13 protein-coding genes, 19 tRNA genes and 2 rRNA genes are annotated in these 13,676 nt (G+C 39.1%); 31 read left to right on the top strand and 3 right to left on the bottom strand.

The window, feature by feature from the left end:
* From ACYVQZ_RS02010 to ACYVQZ_RS01905, 22 genes are all read left to right on the top strand, one after another.
* A 23S ribosomal RNA gene (locus tag ACYVQZ_RS02010) occupies positions 1-103 on the top strand; the annotation flags it as partial.
* A 93-nt stretch (positions 104-196) separates the two neighbouring features.
* Positions 197-313 (top strand): 5S ribosomal RNA (gene rrf / locus ACYVQZ_RS02005).
* Between the two features lie 8 nt (positions 314-321).
* A tRNA-Val gene (locus tag ACYVQZ_RS02000) sits at positions 322-394 on the top strand.
* A gap of 2 nt (positions 395-396) precedes the next feature.
* A tRNA-Lys gene (locus tag ACYVQZ_RS01995) sits at positions 397-469 on the top strand.
* A gap of 43 nt (positions 470-512) precedes the next feature.
* A tRNA-Thr gene (locus tag ACYVQZ_RS01990) sits at positions 513-585 on the top strand.
* Between the two features lie 8 nt (positions 586-593).
* Positions 594-665, top strand: a tRNA-Gly gene (locus ACYVQZ_RS01985).
* Positions 666-683: 18 nt separating this feature from the next.
* Positions 684-769, top strand: a tRNA-Leu gene (locus ACYVQZ_RS01980).
* 8 nt (positions 770-777) lie between these two features.
* Positions 778-851, top strand: a tRNA-Arg gene (locus tag ACYVQZ_RS01975).
* A gap of 9 nt (positions 852-860) precedes the next feature.
* A tRNA-Pro gene (locus ACYVQZ_RS01970) sits at positions 861-934 on the top strand.
* A 30-nt stretch (positions 935-964) separates the two neighbouring features.
* Positions 965-1,038: transfer RNA gene (locus ACYVQZ_RS01965), tRNA-Met, on the top strand.
* A gap of 22 nt (positions 1,039-1,060) precedes the next feature.
* Positions 1,061-1,134: transfer RNA gene (locus tag ACYVQZ_RS01960), tRNA-Ile, on the top strand.
* Positions 1,135-1,192: 58 nt separating this feature from the next.
* A tRNA-Ser gene (locus tag ACYVQZ_RS01955) sits at positions 1,193-1,282 on the top strand.
* Positions 1,283-1,288: 6 nt separating this feature from the next.
* Positions 1,289-1,362, top strand: a tRNA-Met gene (locus ACYVQZ_RS01950).
* A gap of 4 nt (positions 1,363-1,366) precedes the next feature.
* A tRNA-Asp gene (locus tag ACYVQZ_RS01945) sits at positions 1,367-1,441 on the top strand.
* A gap of 5 nt (positions 1,442-1,446) precedes the next feature.
* Positions 1,447-1,519: transfer RNA gene (locus ACYVQZ_RS01940), tRNA-Phe, on the top strand.
* A 20-nt stretch (positions 1,520-1,539) separates the two neighbouring features.
* Positions 1,540-1,610, top strand: a tRNA-Gly gene (locus tag ACYVQZ_RS01935).
* 6 nt (positions 1,611-1,616) lie between these two features.
* A tRNA-Ile gene (locus ACYVQZ_RS01930) sits at positions 1,617-1,690 on the top strand.
* Positions 1,691-1,694: 4 nt separating this feature from the next.
* A tRNA-Ser gene (locus ACYVQZ_RS01925) sits at positions 1,695-1,782 on the top strand.
* A gap of 10 nt (positions 1,783-1,792) precedes the next feature.
* Positions 1,793-1,864 (top strand) — tRNA-Glu (locus ACYVQZ_RS01920).
* A gap of 10 nt (positions 1,865-1,874) precedes the next feature.
* Positions 1,875-1,948 (top strand) — tRNA-Met (locus tag ACYVQZ_RS01915).
* A 4-nt stretch (positions 1,949-1,952) separates the two neighbouring features.
* A tRNA-Asp gene (locus ACYVQZ_RS01910) sits at positions 1,953-2,027 on the top strand.
* A gap of 113 nt (positions 2,028-2,140) precedes the next feature.
* On the top strand, positions 2,141-2,569 hold the full coding sequence (locus ACYVQZ_RS01905; RefSeq protein WP_461239710.1) for a CopY/TcrY family copper transport repressor: 429 nt from the start codon (positions 2,141-2,143) through the stop codon (positions 2,567-2,569).
* An 88-nt stretch (positions 2,570-2,657) separates the two neighbouring features.
* Here ACYVQZ_RS01905 and ACYVQZ_RS01900 read toward each other — a convergent pair whose 3' ends face one another.
* Complete coding sequence (locus tag ACYVQZ_RS01900) at positions 2,658-3,149, bottom strand: antibiotic biosynthesis monooxygenase family protein (RefSeq protein ID WP_461239709.1); 492 nt, start codon at positions 3,147-3,149, stop codon at positions 2,658-2,660.
* 94 nt (positions 3,150-3,243) lie between these two features.
* Between ACYVQZ_RS01900 and ACYVQZ_RS01895 the strand changes: the two genes are divergently transcribed.
* The 4 genes from ACYVQZ_RS01895 (at position 3,244) to ACYVQZ_RS01880 (ending at position 6,672) form a co-directional block, all read left to right on the top strand.
* Positions 3,244-3,987 (top strand): MBL fold metallo-hydrolase, encoded by a 744-nt coding sequence (locus tag ACYVQZ_RS01895; RefSeq protein ID WP_461239708.1) that lies wholly within the window; start codon positions 3,244-3,246, stop codon positions 3,985-3,987.
* A gap of 314 nt (positions 3,988-4,301) precedes the next feature.
* Positions 4,302-4,703: a transcriptional regulator SpxA gene (gene spxA / locus ACYVQZ_RS01890; protein ID WP_461239707.1), complete on the top strand. Its 402-nt coding sequence runs from the start codon at positions 4,302-4,304 to the stop codon at positions 4,701-4,703.
* A gap of 150 nt (positions 4,704-4,853) precedes the next feature.
* Positions 4,854-5,555, top strand: a complete 702-nt coding sequence (locus ACYVQZ_RS01885; protein ID WP_461239706.1) for an adaptor protein MecA — start codon at positions 4,854-4,856, stop codon at positions 5,553-5,555.
* A gap of 70 nt (positions 5,556-5,625) precedes the next feature.
* Complete coding sequence (locus tag ACYVQZ_RS01880) at positions 5,626-6,672, top strand: competence protein CoiA (RefSeq protein ID WP_461239705.1); 1,047 nt, start codon at positions 5,626-5,628, stop codon at positions 6,670-6,672.
* 26 nt (positions 6,673-6,698) lie between these two features.
* Here the strand turns inward: ACYVQZ_RS01880 and ACYVQZ_RS01875 are convergent, their stop codons facing one another.
* Positions 6,699-7,313: a DsbA family protein gene (locus tag ACYVQZ_RS01875; RefSeq protein WP_461239704.1), complete on the bottom strand. Its 615-nt coding sequence runs from the start codon at positions 7,311-7,313 to the stop codon at positions 6,699-6,701.
* A gap of 264 nt (positions 7,314-7,577) precedes the next feature.
* Here ACYVQZ_RS01875 and yjbM point away from each other — a divergent pair, with 264 nt between their 5' ends.
* Genes yjbM through mgtE form a run of 4 tightly spaced genes read left to right on the top strand, consistent with a single transcriptional unit; the run spans position 7,578 to position 11,347 of the window.
* Positions 7,578-8,255: a GTP diphosphokinase gene (gene yjbM, locus ACYVQZ_RS01870; RefSeq protein WP_461239703.1), complete on the top strand. Its 678-nt coding sequence runs from the start codon at positions 7,578-7,580 to the stop codon at positions 8,253-8,255.
* 30 nt (positions 8,256-8,285) lie between these two features.
* Complete coding sequence (locus ACYVQZ_RS01865) at positions 8,286-9,104, top strand: NAD kinase (protein ID WP_461239702.1); 819 nt, start codon at positions 8,286-8,288, stop codon at positions 9,102-9,104.
* Positions 9,094-9,981 carry an RluA family pseudouridine synthase gene (locus ACYVQZ_RS01860; protein ID WP_461239701.1) on the top strand — a complete coding sequence of 296 codons (888 nt, stop codon included), beginning with the start codon at positions 9,094-9,096 and terminating at the stop codon, positions 9,979-9,981. Before ACYVQZ_RS01865 ends, ACYVQZ_RS01860 begins: the two co-directional genes overlap by 11 nt.
* Positions 9,982-9,991: 10 nt before the next feature.
* Positions 9,992-11,347: a magnesium transporter gene (gene mgtE / locus ACYVQZ_RS01855; protein ID WP_461239700.1), complete on the top strand. Its 1,356-nt coding sequence runs from the start codon at positions 9,992-9,994 to the stop codon at positions 11,345-11,347.
* Between the two features lie 46 nt (positions 11,348-11,393).
* On the opposite strand, the gene ACYVQZ_RS01850 is transcribed toward mgtE, so the two are convergent.
* The gene (locus ACYVQZ_RS01850) at positions 11,394-12,419 is read right to left on the bottom strand and encodes a lactonase family protein (protein WP_461239699.1); all 1,026 of its coding nucleotides are present in this window, start codon (positions 12,417-12,419) and stop codon (positions 11,394-11,396) included.
* Between the two features lie 113 nt (positions 12,420-12,532).
* Between ACYVQZ_RS01850 and ACYVQZ_RS01845 the strand changes: the two genes are divergently transcribed.
* A complete protein-coding gene (locus tag ACYVQZ_RS01845) occupies positions 12,533-13,672 on the top strand; it encodes an AI-2E family transporter (protein ID WP_461239698.1) in 1,140 nt (379 codons plus the stop codon).
* The last annotated feature ends 4 nt before the right edge of the window (positions 13,673-13,676 follow it).

The raw sequence follows: 13,676 nt of genomic DNA, 5'->3' as shown, positions 1-13,676 counted from the left end.
GGAAGAGTAAGACCCCTCAGAGATGATGAGGTAGATAGGTTGGAAGTGGAAGTGCAGTGATGCATGGAGCGGACCAATACTAATCGGTCGAGGACTTAACCACAAAGTGGTGTCCGGTTAAGAAAAAGATGATACTGTTTAGTTTTGAGAGCGCAAGTTCTCAGTGTACTGTCTATGATAGAATAGTGCATATGAGTGTGGCGGCGATGGCCAGAAGGATACACCTGTTCCCATGCCGAACACAGAAGTTAAGCTTCTGAGCGCCGAGAGTAGTTGGGGGATCGCTCCCTGCGAGGGTAGGACGTTGCCATGCTTTTTGATGGAGGATTAGCTCAGTTGGGAGAGCGTCTGCCTTACAAGCAGAGGGTCACAGGTTCGAGCCCTGTATCCTCCATTGAGCCGTTAGCTCAGTTGGTAGAGCATCTGACTTTTAATCAGAGGGTCGACAGTTCGAGACTGTCACGGCTCATTGCCAATCTTTGATTGGTTAAATATTTAGGCATTATTGTGATGCCGACTTAGCTCAGTTGGCAGAGCATCTGTCTTGTAAACAGGGGGTCGGAGGTTCGAATCCTCTAGTCGGCATTTAATATGCGGAAGTAGTTCAGTGGTAGAACATCACCTTGCCATGGTGGGGGTCGCGGGTTCGAATCCCGTCTTCCGCTTTGCCAATTCTATAATATGCCGGGGTGGCGGAATTGGCAGACGCACAGGACTTAAAATCCTGCGGTCAGTGATGACCGTACCGGTTCGATCCCGGTCCTCGGCACTTATTATGCACCCATAGCGCAACTGGATAGAGTGTCTGACTACGAATCAGAAGGTTGTAGGTTCGACTCCTACTGGGTGCATTGATTTAACGGGAAGTAGCTCAGCTTGGTAGAGCACCTGGTTTGGGACCAGGGGGTCGCAGGTTCGAATCCTGTCTTCCCGATAAAAATAAATGACGTTTGTTGTTTGTTTTCGCGGTGTAGCTCAGCTGGCTAGAGCGTCCGGTTCATACCCGGGAGGTCGAGGGTTCGATCCCCCCCGCCGCGATAGATTGGGTGTATGCGAACTTGGACCTTTAGCTCAGTTGGTTAGAGCAGACGGCTCATAACCGTCCGGTCGTAGGTTCGAGTCCTACAAGGTCCATTAGGAAAAGGCTGGACGTTGAATCGCATACGTACAATCACTGTGTTTTTTTGTTTATGGAGGATTACCCAAGTCTGGCTGAAGGGAACGGTCTTGAAAACCGTCAGGTGGGTCAAACCACGCGGGAGTTCGAATCTCCCATCCTCCTTATTATCGCGGGATGGAGCAGTCTGGTAGCTCGTCGGGCTCATAACCCGAAGGTCGTAGGTTCAAATCCTGCTCCCGCAATTTTGGTCCGTTGGTCTAGTTGGTTTAGGACGCCTGCCTGTCACGCAGGAGATCACGAGTTCGAGTCTCGTACGGACCGTTTTTGGCTCGGTAGCTCAGTCGGTAGAGCAACGGATTGAAGCTCCGTGTGTCGGCGGTTCGATTCCGTCCCGCGCCATTAATTTGAATATATTTTATGCGGGTGTAGTTCAGTGGTAAAACCACAGCCTTCCAAGCTGTTGTCGCGAGTTCGATTCTCGTCACCCGCTTTTAATGGGCCTATAGCTCAGCTGGTTAGAGCGCACGCCTGATAAGCGTGAGGTCGATGGTTCGAGTCCATTTAGGCCCATTTTGGAGAAGTACTCAAGTGGCTGAAGAGGCGCCCCTGCTAAGGGTGTAGGTCGCGTAAGCGGCGCGAGAGTTCGAATCTCTCCTTCTCCGTTTTTTATATGACCCCTTGGTCAAGTGGTTAAGACACCGCCCTTTCACGGCGGTAACATGGGTTCAAATCCCGTAGGGGTCACTTTTATTATCGCGGGATGGAGCAGTCTGGTAGCTCGTCGGGCTCATAACCCGAAGGTCGTAGGTTCAAATCCTGCTCCCGCAATTTTGGTCCGTTGGTCTAGTTGGTTTAGGACGCCTGCCTGTCACGCAGGAGATCACGAGTTCGAGTCTCGTACGGACCGTTCTAGTTAAGTCGAATGAATACATTCGACTTTTTTTGTGGTTAAAATTCTTTACAAATACAAATATCGAAGGTATGCTATTAATAATTACAATTGTAGACGAGGGAAAATAAATGAAATCAAAAGAATTTTCAATTAGTACAGCTGAATGGCAAGTAATGCGGATTGTTTGGACACTAAATGAGGTGACAAGCTCGGATGTGATAAAGCAATTGGCAGACAAAAATGATTGGAAGGAAACAACCATTAAAACCTTATTAAGTCGGTTAGTTGATAAAGGTTTTCTGACAACTCGCAAGAATGGACGTATCAATCATTTTACGGCCAATATCAGTGAACAAACGGCAATTGATACTGCTAGCTTAAACTTATTTAATGATATGTGTGCAATGCGCGTAGGCAGCGCGGTAAATGAAGTTATTCAACGTAAAGCGTTATCTAAAAGTGATATAGAAATGTTGATTGAAACTTTGAAACAAAAGTTGGCAACGGCACCAGAAAAAGTAGACTGTGACTGCCTAACAAGTCAAAAATCGGCCTAAAAAAAATCAAGCAATCAATGATAAACTTCACAATGGTTGAAAAACTGACTGTTATGAAGGATGTTTGTCATGATTGGTTGATTTTTAATTATTGTTGGACAGGGAGATAGGTTTGTTCAAAAAACGAATCCGTTGATTTTTTGTGCTTAGTAAGTGTTTGATAGCCGGTACTTAATTTCCAGTTCTTCAAGCTTGCTTGATTTTGCCATGTTGTTAAAAGAATAATCTCGTTTTGATCTTTTTCGTTTTGAAGAATACAGTGACTTAGTAAACCACTGGGAAGTTGGTCGGGAGAAAAGTAGTGTTTTAGAGTCGATATTAATACTTTACGGTCATCTTCACCCAATGAAAAGTGTTCAAAATGGAAAACACCGTTATTGGGATTATCACTGCTACTGGCAAGGATGGCATAATTAATTGGTGACATAAAAACGCTTGGTTCATCGGATAAATCAAGTAACTGAAGTTGTTCATCACTATGAGAGGATTGCAATAGCTTAAATGATCGTTCTGGATGCTTGTCAATAATTTTTTGAAGTAGTTCAGTACTACCAAATGTGGCACTCACCGTTTTTAACATTTTGAAAACCTCACTTTTCTTTAAATTATAGAAGTTTTCAGTATTAAAGGAAAATGATACTATCTAGTAGAGTAAATATTGGAGGTAATGAGAGATGAAAATTACGGTTTTAGGATTTTATGGTGGTTATCCATACAATAATGAAGCAACAAGTTCATATTTGATTCAAGAGTCCGGGTTTAATTTATTGTTAGACTGTGGCAGCGGTGCATTGCTTAAACTTGAAAATGTATTGGATCCTTTACAGTTAGATGCAGTGATTTTATCACATTACCATGCGGATCATATTGCTGATATTGGAGTTCTACAACATTATTGGCAATTACGTCAAGGCATAAGAAAAGAAGCCTTACTGCCAATTTATGGACATCCATTTGATCAACCTAATTTTGAAAAACTTAACTGGCCCAATTCAACTGTTGCACAAGCTTATGACGTAAAAAAAACGAATTCAATTGGTCCATTTAATATTAGCTTTATGAAAACAAAACATCCGGTAACGGCATTTGCCATGCGAATTAGTAATGCAGAAAACAAAAGCATGACGTTTACAGCTGATTCAGCTAACATGGAAGAGTTTGTAGATTTTGCTCAAGGAACGGATTGTTTAATTACTGATACCAATTTTTTGACATTACCTAAGCAAACGCCAGTTTGGCACATGAGTGCGCAACAATCAGGTCAGTTGGCAAATCACAGTCAGGCTAAACAATTAATCATGTCACATTTACCACAAGATATTGTGCCCGAAAAATTAATAGAAAACGCTCAAAAAGAAATTACAAATAGTGTAACGATTGTGAAATGTGCGGAATCTGAATTAGTTGTAAATCTGTAAAAAGGCGCAGTTGATGGTTGAAACTACTTTTAGTAAGTGAAATGTTCACAAAAAATTCATAATTTGAAGCTTTTTTGAACTATTAGTTAAATAATAGTTGTAGGCAATTGTATTTATGACGATATTCGTTGATATTAGCTTATAATAGTAAAAATAATTAACATATTTACAGGATATGTTAATTAAAATGTTTGACCTTTATTTAATTATTTTCAAAAAAGTATTTATTTTCTTGGTTATATGATGTATAATAAAAAGCGTAGAAAGAGATAGCCACATAGCAAATCGTTATGTGATTCAAGGAGGCAATCATTATGGTTACATTATATACATCACCAAGTTGCACATCTTGCCGTAAAGCGCGTGCATGGTTACGAGAACATAATATTCCTTATCAAGAAAGAAATATCTTTTCTGAACCGTTAACAATGGATGAAATTAAAAATATTTTAAGAATGACTGAAAATGGTACTGAAGAAATTATTTCAAAACGCTCAAAAGCCTATCAGGACCTGCACGTTAATTTGGACGAAGTGCCAATGAAGACACTTTACAGTTTGATCCAAAAAAATCCTGGTCTGTTACGTCGGCCAATTATCATAGACGAGAAACGCCTACAAGTTGGATACAACGAAGATGAAATTCGTCGTTTCTTACCACGTGATGTTCGTGCACTTGAATTGGCGAAAGCACAACGTGCTGCAAACATGATTTAAATTGATTAAATTGAATATCAAAAAAGGGGTTGTGACGTGTGTTATGACTTCTTTTTTTGTGGGTGGATTTACTTTACTTTTTATTGAAAACAGTTAAAATATACTTTAAATGACGTGGAATTTGGGCGAATCGAAGGGAGCGCAATTTCGATGGAAATGGAACGCATAAATGAAAACACGATTCGCGTTTTAATCGGTAACGATGATTTAAACGAAAGAGGAATCACTGTCCTAGATTTATTAGGCAGTCACCAACAAATCGAAAGTTTCTTTTATAGTATCCTAGAAGAAGTGGATACTGAACATCAGTTTCAAGACAACGACTCAGTCACTTTTCAGGTGCTTCCCAATAGAAACGGATTAGAGTTGTTCATTAGTAAAAATAATTTTGTTAATGATAGTGATGATGAATCTGATGAGGCAAACGATAGCAAACAAGATGAGGTTTCTGATTTTTTGAAACGCCAGCTTGGCCAGACTGATCAAAATACTTCAGATCGTCGACGTACAGCTGTCGATAATAATGATGTTGAAAAAGTGATAGCTGATAATCAAGTTCAGACATCAAGAGTGGTTATTGATCTTGGTGATTTTGAAAATATGATTCAAGTTGCTCGTCTACTGCGTCTTGAAAACGCAAGTTCAAATTTATATCGATATCATGAACGATATTATTTGGAAATCACGTTTTTTGTGGAAGAGACTAGTGATGAAACAATTAAAGATGAATTATCAATTGCGTATGAATATGGGAAAAAGTCTACCGTAACGGCAGACGTTTTAGCCGAGCATGCTGAGTTGGTAATGGAATCAACTGCTTTGGAACTAACCAGATACTATTTTGTTAAGTAAAATTGAGCGCAAGCTCTTTTTTTTTGCAATTTGTTCATTATTAACGTACTTGGTAAATGAGGTGAGTACGATGATAATGGCAAGTGATGGTCAAGAAATGATTCATGCTAATGAAGCTATTTTGAAGAAGACATACTACTGTCCAGTTTGTCAGGAGCATGTCTTTTTAAAAGCTGGGCAAATTAAGATGAAACATTTTGCTCATCAAAGAGGAAGTCAATGTGTTGATGCTGAACCGGAAAGTGTGGAGCATTTTCTTGGAAAAGAGCAACTGTTTTATTGGGCCAAATGCCAAAATTATTCTCCAAAATATGAGGTCTATTTTCCAGAAATTAAACAACGAGCCGACTTAATATTTCGGATTAATGAACGTCCTGTCGCCATTGAATTTCAGTGTAGCCCGTTGTCAATTGAACAGTTAGATATGAGAAATAAGGGTTATCGTCAAATTAACATTCCAGTATATTGGGTTTTAGGTGCGCCCTATCAAAACAAACAATTGTCCCATGCTAAAATTAGCCAGTTTACGCAATGTTTCAATAACCAGCCACAAATTCTATTTTGGAATACCAAGATTGAACAATTTGAATTCTACAGCTATCAACATACGGATTGGATGCGATCTTTGGCACGAAAGACTTCAGCAAAAAAAATATTGATTGAGCAAACCAAAAGTATCCAGACTAGGTTGATGACCAGAGAGGTGAGCTTAAAACCGCTAGTTCAGATGTGCTATCAACAACGGCATAATTTAGCCGGTATGCCACTGGTTGCCCACGTGGCACAAAGTAGTTGGCCCTGGACAAAAGAACTCGAAACAATTTGGCGTGTCAAAGTTTTATTGGCACTGGAGCGATTACCACATAGCTTCAGCTGGACGCGGTCACATTGGTTAGAATGGCTATTTGGGGCTGTTGAAGACGCTTGGCATTCATTTCCATGTCTTCTTAATGCTCAGGCAATGATAACAGTGCAAGTCTTGCAGCCATTTACACATGCAATGTTAGAACAGAATATTTTAAAACAAAATCATGATCAAATTTTGATAGCTCATCACCCGAGGTGGTTTGTGAGCGCGACAGAAAAGTTAGATTATTTGCAAAATAAAAAAGCATGATTTGCATTAAATCATGCTTTGAAAATTTATAAGACGCGGAGAAACGGGACTTGATGATTGCTATGGCCTTTGTTTGGTTTTTTAGGTTCCTTTGAGCAGAGTTTCAAAAGTGATTTATAATCAAAATCATCAACCAAAACACCATAATCTTGCTGAGTTTCGTTAAAGATAACTGCAGAAGCAGTATGTTCAATACCCATTTCATTCGCCATCTTTTGATCAGCATGAAAGGCTTGTTTCGCTAATTGTGATTGGCGATCTTCGTTAAACATGTCAATATCTAAATTAACTTCTTTGGCCGTTTGCGTTGCAATATCATTACAATAAGAGAGACCCTGCTCAATAACTTGTTGTTGCAATTGAATTAAAAATTGCCGTCCTTTTTTTCGTCCTTGAAATAATGCCGCTTTATAATCAAGAACCACTTTAAACATTTTTTGTGAGATTTCATTACGCAATTTCAAATCATGACTGTCTAAATGATGATGTTCCAACGTGCTTGTGATGGTTTGCATATTTAGCAATGGTACAAATTGGTAAACGACCTGCTTGTTCAGTTGTTCATCCACCCGGACAATGTCATATTCACGCTGAAGACATTGCTGCCCTAAAGGATTGACAAATAAATAAACTTCTACCACAATAATCCTCCTCAAAATTGATAACTATGTATCCCTTAACCACTCAACCTTACTTTAACAAAGTTTTGCAAAAGTACAATTGAAACGCTTGTGAAATCACTGTCGCGCATTGAACTGGTTTTCTAAGTAATTAAAGATAATTTTGCCAAAAATTTGGCTGAAAGTAAAGTTAAATGGATTAACTATTTATTTTGTGGGTTATTTATAATTGAACAGTATAAAGATATGCTAAAATGGAGAAGGAAGAAAGTGGGGGGCGTTGACATGACTGAAAATTGGCGACATTTTTTATTACCGTACCAGCAAGCTGTAGATGAATTGAAAATTAAGCTCCGTGGTATGCGTAAACAGTTTCAGGATTTGAATCAGCATGCACCAATTGAATTTGTCACTGGCCGCGTTAAACCAGTTGATAGTATCAAGGAAAAAATGGTGCGCCGTCATATCGAAGATGATCGACTTGAAAAAGATATGCAAGACATTGCGGGCTTACGCATCATGTGTCAGTTTGTTGAAGATATTTACCAAGTGGTCGATCTATTACGAAAAAGAACGGATATGAAAATTTTAGAAGAACGTGATTACATTACCAATGCCAAGCCGAGTGGTTATCGGTCATATCACATTGTGATCGAATATCCAGTTCAACTTGTTTCAGGTGAGAAAAAATTGTTAGCTGAAATTCAAGTTCGAACATTATCAATGAACTTTTGGGCAACCATTGAACATTCGTTGAATTATAAGTATCAAGATGATTTTCCACAGGAATTAAGCGATCGTTTGCAAAGAGCTGGGGAAGCAGCTTTTAAATTGGATACAGAAATGTCGGAAATTAGAGAAGAAATTCAAGAAGCACAAAATCTATTTTCGTATGGCAAAAGTGATGCATGGACCAAACAAGAATCTATTGACCATGAACAAACTGATGATAAGCGTCAGTGAAAATTAAGATAAATAAGGGATAAGATGATTATGAAGGTAGCACTCTATAAAAATGACACGCCAAAATCAAATGATGTTGCTCATCAAATTGAATTGGGTCTAAAACAGGCACATTATGAGCTCGATAATCGAAATCCAGATTTAGTGATTACAGTTGGTGGCGATGGCACATTATTGTCTGCTTTTCATCATTATCAAAATCAATTGGAAAAAATTAGATTCGTGGGTATTCATACGGGACATTTGGGCTTTTATACTGACTGGCGTGATTATGAAACTGAAGAGTTAGTAAACAGTTTAAAACAGGACAGTGGGCAAAAGGTCAGCTACCCTTTATTGAATGTTGACATTAAATATGATGATGACACTGTTGAGCACTTTATTTCTTTGAATGAATCTACTGTCAAAAAAATAACTAACACAATGGTGTGTGATATTTATATTAAGGGACAGCTCTTTGAGCGATTTCGCGGAGATGGTTTATGTGTTTCCACACCAACCGGTTCAACCGGTTATAACAAGTCAATTGGTGGGGCAGTGATTGACCCTAGCCTGGTGGGATTACAACTAGGTGAAATTGCATCAATTAATAATCGTGTTTTTCGAACGCTCGGATCACCAGTGATTGTTGGCAAAAACCAATACGTCGATTTGGACTTAAATCCTGGTGATAGTCAGTTAGTAGTCGGAACTGATCAAATGCAGGTGCATGACAGCCGTGATGATCGAAAAATTGTTAATATTCATTATCAAATTTCTGATCAAAAGATCTATTTTGCCAGTTATCGCCATACTAGTTTTTGGTCACGGGTTGGCGAGGCATTTATCGGAGGTCAAAGTGAAGTTTAGTTGGACGTATCAAAATTTGGAACCAATCAAAGTTCGTACTTTCCTAGGTATGCACGGGGTTAGTCGTTCATTGCTTATCGTTGCCAAGTATCATGGCGGCGATATTTTAGTGAATAATCAACATGCGTGGACGATTGATGTCATGGAACAAGGTGATACGGTGACGCTGTTGTTGCCAGCAGAACAGGCTAGTGAAAAAATAGAAAATTGTACAGCGCCAATTGATATTTTATATGAGGATGCGGACTATTTAATTTTGAATAAACCGGCCGGTGTTGCAACAGTTCCAGCTCACCATGTGACGGTTGCTGATAGTTTGGTTAATCGGGTTAAGTACTATTATCAAACCAATCAGTATGAAAACCAGGTAACGCATGTTGCAACACGCTTAGATAAAGATACCAGTGGCATCGTCATTTTTCCAAAACATCGCTTTGCACACACTGTGTTGGACCAACAGTTAAAAAAACATCAAATTAGAAAATACTACACGGCATTAGTATCAGGTGAATTAGAAACGGGCCACGGCCTTATTGATGCGCCAATTACTCGTGACCCAGATTCGTTTGTTAAACGACAAGTAGCATTAAATGGTAAAAGTGCCCAAACTGAATTTTGGGTGCAAAATGTTGGTCAACAAGTTAGTCAAGTAGACATTATGTTGCATACAGGCAGAACGCATCAAATTAGGGCGCACTTTGCTGCCTTTGGTCATCCACTCTTGGGTGATGAAATGTACGGAACTGGATCAGCATTAATTACGCGACAGGCACTGCATTGCCGTCAGGTAACATTCTATAGTCCTTTTCAACAAAAAATGATTGATGTGCATTGTACACAACCAGATGATATGCAAAAAATAATCAAAGCGTTATGAGGTGGTCACTGTGGTTGAAGAAGTAGAAAATATTGAAGTTGGTGCAATTATTGCTGCACTTGATGGCCATAATGGTCCTAAATTCCGTGAACTTTTTTTAGCGTTGCACTTTTATGATCAAGCACAAATTTTTACTTCATTATCACAACCACAACGCCAAGTAGTTTATCGATTTTTGTCAACAAAGGAACTTGGGGACATGTTTGATGAACTTGAAGTCGATGATGTTTCATTAGTGATCGAATATCTGAAAGAAATGACACCCCAAAGTGCAGCTGGCGTGTTATCCGCAATGTACACCGATAACACCGTTGATATTATGGGTGAAATGGACAAAACGGATTTATCAACGTATCTCAATCTACTGCCAAAAGATGAAATTCCGGAAGTTAGACGTTTACTCAACTATGAAGATAAGACTGCCGGTTCATTAATGACGACAGAGTATGTTGCCGTTGACGAAAGCGAAACAGTTGCTAGTGCAATGCAGGCGGTGAGACATCAAGCTGAAACTGCTGAGGTCGTGTACTACGTCTATGTTTTGGACGATACACAAAAGTTAGTGGGGGTTGTCACACTTAGAGAATTATTGACAAATGATAAACGCACGATTGTTTCAAAAATTATGAATGACAATATATATTCAGTGCAAGTTGATGAAAATCAAGAAGAAATTGCACAAAAGGTACGTGATTATAATTTCTTAGCAGTGCCAGTTATTAATCGTGCTGGTCATTTACTGGGGATTATTACGGTTGATGATATCATCGATGTTATTGATGAAGAATCGACAGAGGATTATTCAGGACTTGCCGGGGTTAACGTGGATGACACGACTGAAGCACCGTTTGTGGCCGCTTTACACCGTCTACCGTGGTTGATTACGCTATTATTATTGGGGATGTCGACTGCTAGTTTAATTAATCATTATGATTCATTAGTGAGCGAGGCTAGTATTTTAGCGGTCTTTATTTCTTTAATTACTGGAACTGCGGGGAATGCTGGTACACAGTCACTGGCGATCGCTGTTCGAAAAATTTCAGTTGAAAATGATCGTAAAATTGGGCAACTGATTGGTAATGAAGTTTTAACAGGTGCACTAATTGGTGTCGTTACGGGGATTGTGATTACAATAATTGTGGGCCTATGGAAGAGTAATTTTGTGCTAGGTGGCATTATTGGTATCTCAATGATGGCCGCCATCACAGTTGCCAACCTGGCGGGCAGTTTGATTCCCATCATGATGGATAAAATTGGGGTGGATCCAGCTGTTGCAAGTGGGCCATTTATTTCAACTGTATCGGACTTAACATCTGTGTTGATTTATTTTACGATTGCGCAAATCTTTTTAAGTTATTTAAATTAATGCAAAAAACAGGCCAAATTCTAATTAGAATTTGACCTGTTTTTTATTATAATTGAAGCAATTTAACACAGACACCTTCTGGTACATTAAAATCTTTTTGAATTGTTGTTAAGAGACCAGTTTTGGCATTACGAGTGTATAAAGTTAAGTTATCAGTGTTTTGATTGGCACAAATTAAGAATCGTTGACTAGCATCGAATGCAAAGTCACGGGGAAAGTCACCGCCAGAACTAATTGACTGAATCTGTTCCAGTGTTCCATTTTCAGTGGTCTTAAAAACGACAATTGAATTATGACCACGATTTGAAGCGTAAAGGAATTGACCATCGGCAGAAATATGAATTGCGGCCGCACCGTTGTGACTGGTCCAATCGGTTGGAATAGTCGTAATGGTTTGAACATGTTCAAATGCACCGTCGTGGTAACGTAGTACTTCGATTTTGCTACTTAGTTCACCTAATAGATAGGCAAAAGGCAGTGTAGGATGGAAAACAATGTGGCGTGAGCCGAATCCCAGTTCACTCTGATAGCGTGAGTGCATCACTAATTTGCCATCTGTAGAGACATCGTAAACAAAGGTCGTATCCATTCCTAAATCGCAAACCACTAAACGCTTGTCGGGAGTAAGATCTGTAAAATGAACGTGTGGTGCATCCTGTTCAGCCTTGGGACCAGTTAGTCCTAAATGAGTGACTTCATCAGTTTTGGTGAGCGAGCCAGTTTTGTCAATTTTGAAAACACAAACGGTTCCGGCATGATAATTGCCGGTGAACACCAATTGACGTTGTTCATCAATACCAACATAAGCAGGTGAGGATCCAGGATCAATGAGCGAATTAATTTGTTTGATCGATTGTTGGTTCAGGTCAAAACCAGTGACGCCACCATGATTTGTTTGTTTATCAACACTGTACAGGTGGTGATTATTGGAGATGGCTAAATAAGTGGGACTACCAATTTTAATAATTAAGTTTGCATCAACCAGTTGCTGTTGATCTTCGTCTAGCGTCACTTGATAAATTCCTTGACTTGTTTTTTTGGTGTAGGTGCCGATTACAAATTGTTGTGCCATGAGTATTCTCCTTTTTTATTCATTCCCATAATAACAGTGACCGTTAATCAATGCCAGTCGATTCAGACTATGATAAACTATAAATTAATGAACTTCTGAAACGAGGGATCGGTGTGGATAAAAAGCCAACACAATCAACTAATTCAATTTGGAATCTGCTAAAAAATAGCCGAATTGTCAGTACGTTAATCATTGTTTTACTAGTATTGCTTATTTTACTGGTGGGACAGAAGGTTTCGTGGCTGTTTACGCCAGTGCGCCAATTTTTGAGTATTGTTGGTTTGCCAATCATTTTAGCGGGTGTTTTTTATTACTTACTCAATCCCCTGGTCGATAAAATGGAACATCGCTTTCATGTTAATCGAACAATTACAATTACGGTAGTTTTTATTGCTGTAGTCGGACTGCTTGCTTGGGGAATTTGGAGCTTAATTCCAGCAGTGAATCGACAAATTCAAAGTATGATTGCTGTTTTTCCAACGTATGTTAATCACTTTAGTCATGAAATTAACGGATTAATTAAACAACCAGTTTTCCAACAATTTCAAGATCAGTTAAATCACTTAACAGATATGGCTTCTAAAGAGCTGTCACAGCGTGCTAGCCAGTATGTTAAGTCGACAGTTAATTCGGTTGGGAGTGTTTTAGGAACTTTAACCACTGTCACTGTTGCCTTAATCACCATGCCTTTTATTTTATTTTATTTACTGCGGGATGGTCATAAATTACCCAAATATCTCGTTAAGTTTGTGCCAACAAAATTACAAAAATCATTTGGCAACGTCCTGACCGATATTAATAAACAAATTAGTAATTATGTCCGTGGTCAATTAACCGTGGCTTTCTTTGTTGGCGTGATGTTTTGGATTGGATATCTCATCATTGGTTTGAAATATGCATTGACAGTTGGTATTATTGCCGGCGCGCTAAATTTGATACCTTATCTCGGATCGTTTCTAGGAATGATTCCAGCTATTTTAATCGGTGCGTTTACATCACCATGGATGCTAGTGAATGTGCTAATTGTTTTTGCAATTGAACAGACAATTGAAGGACGAGTATTGTCACCATTGATATTGGGCAGCAACTTAAAAATGCATCCAGTCACAATCATTGTGGTCTTATTAGCTGCTGGTAAAATGTTTGGCATTCCAGGCGTCATTTTCGGTATTCCTGGATATGCTGTGATTAAGGTCTTGGTGACGCATTTATATACGTGGTATCGCGGACAGTCAGATCTATATCAAGACTAAAGAT

It is taken from the genome of Paucilactobacillus salsurae (assembly GCF_054784995.1).
This window is presented reverse-complemented; position numbering and strand designations above follow the sequence as displayed.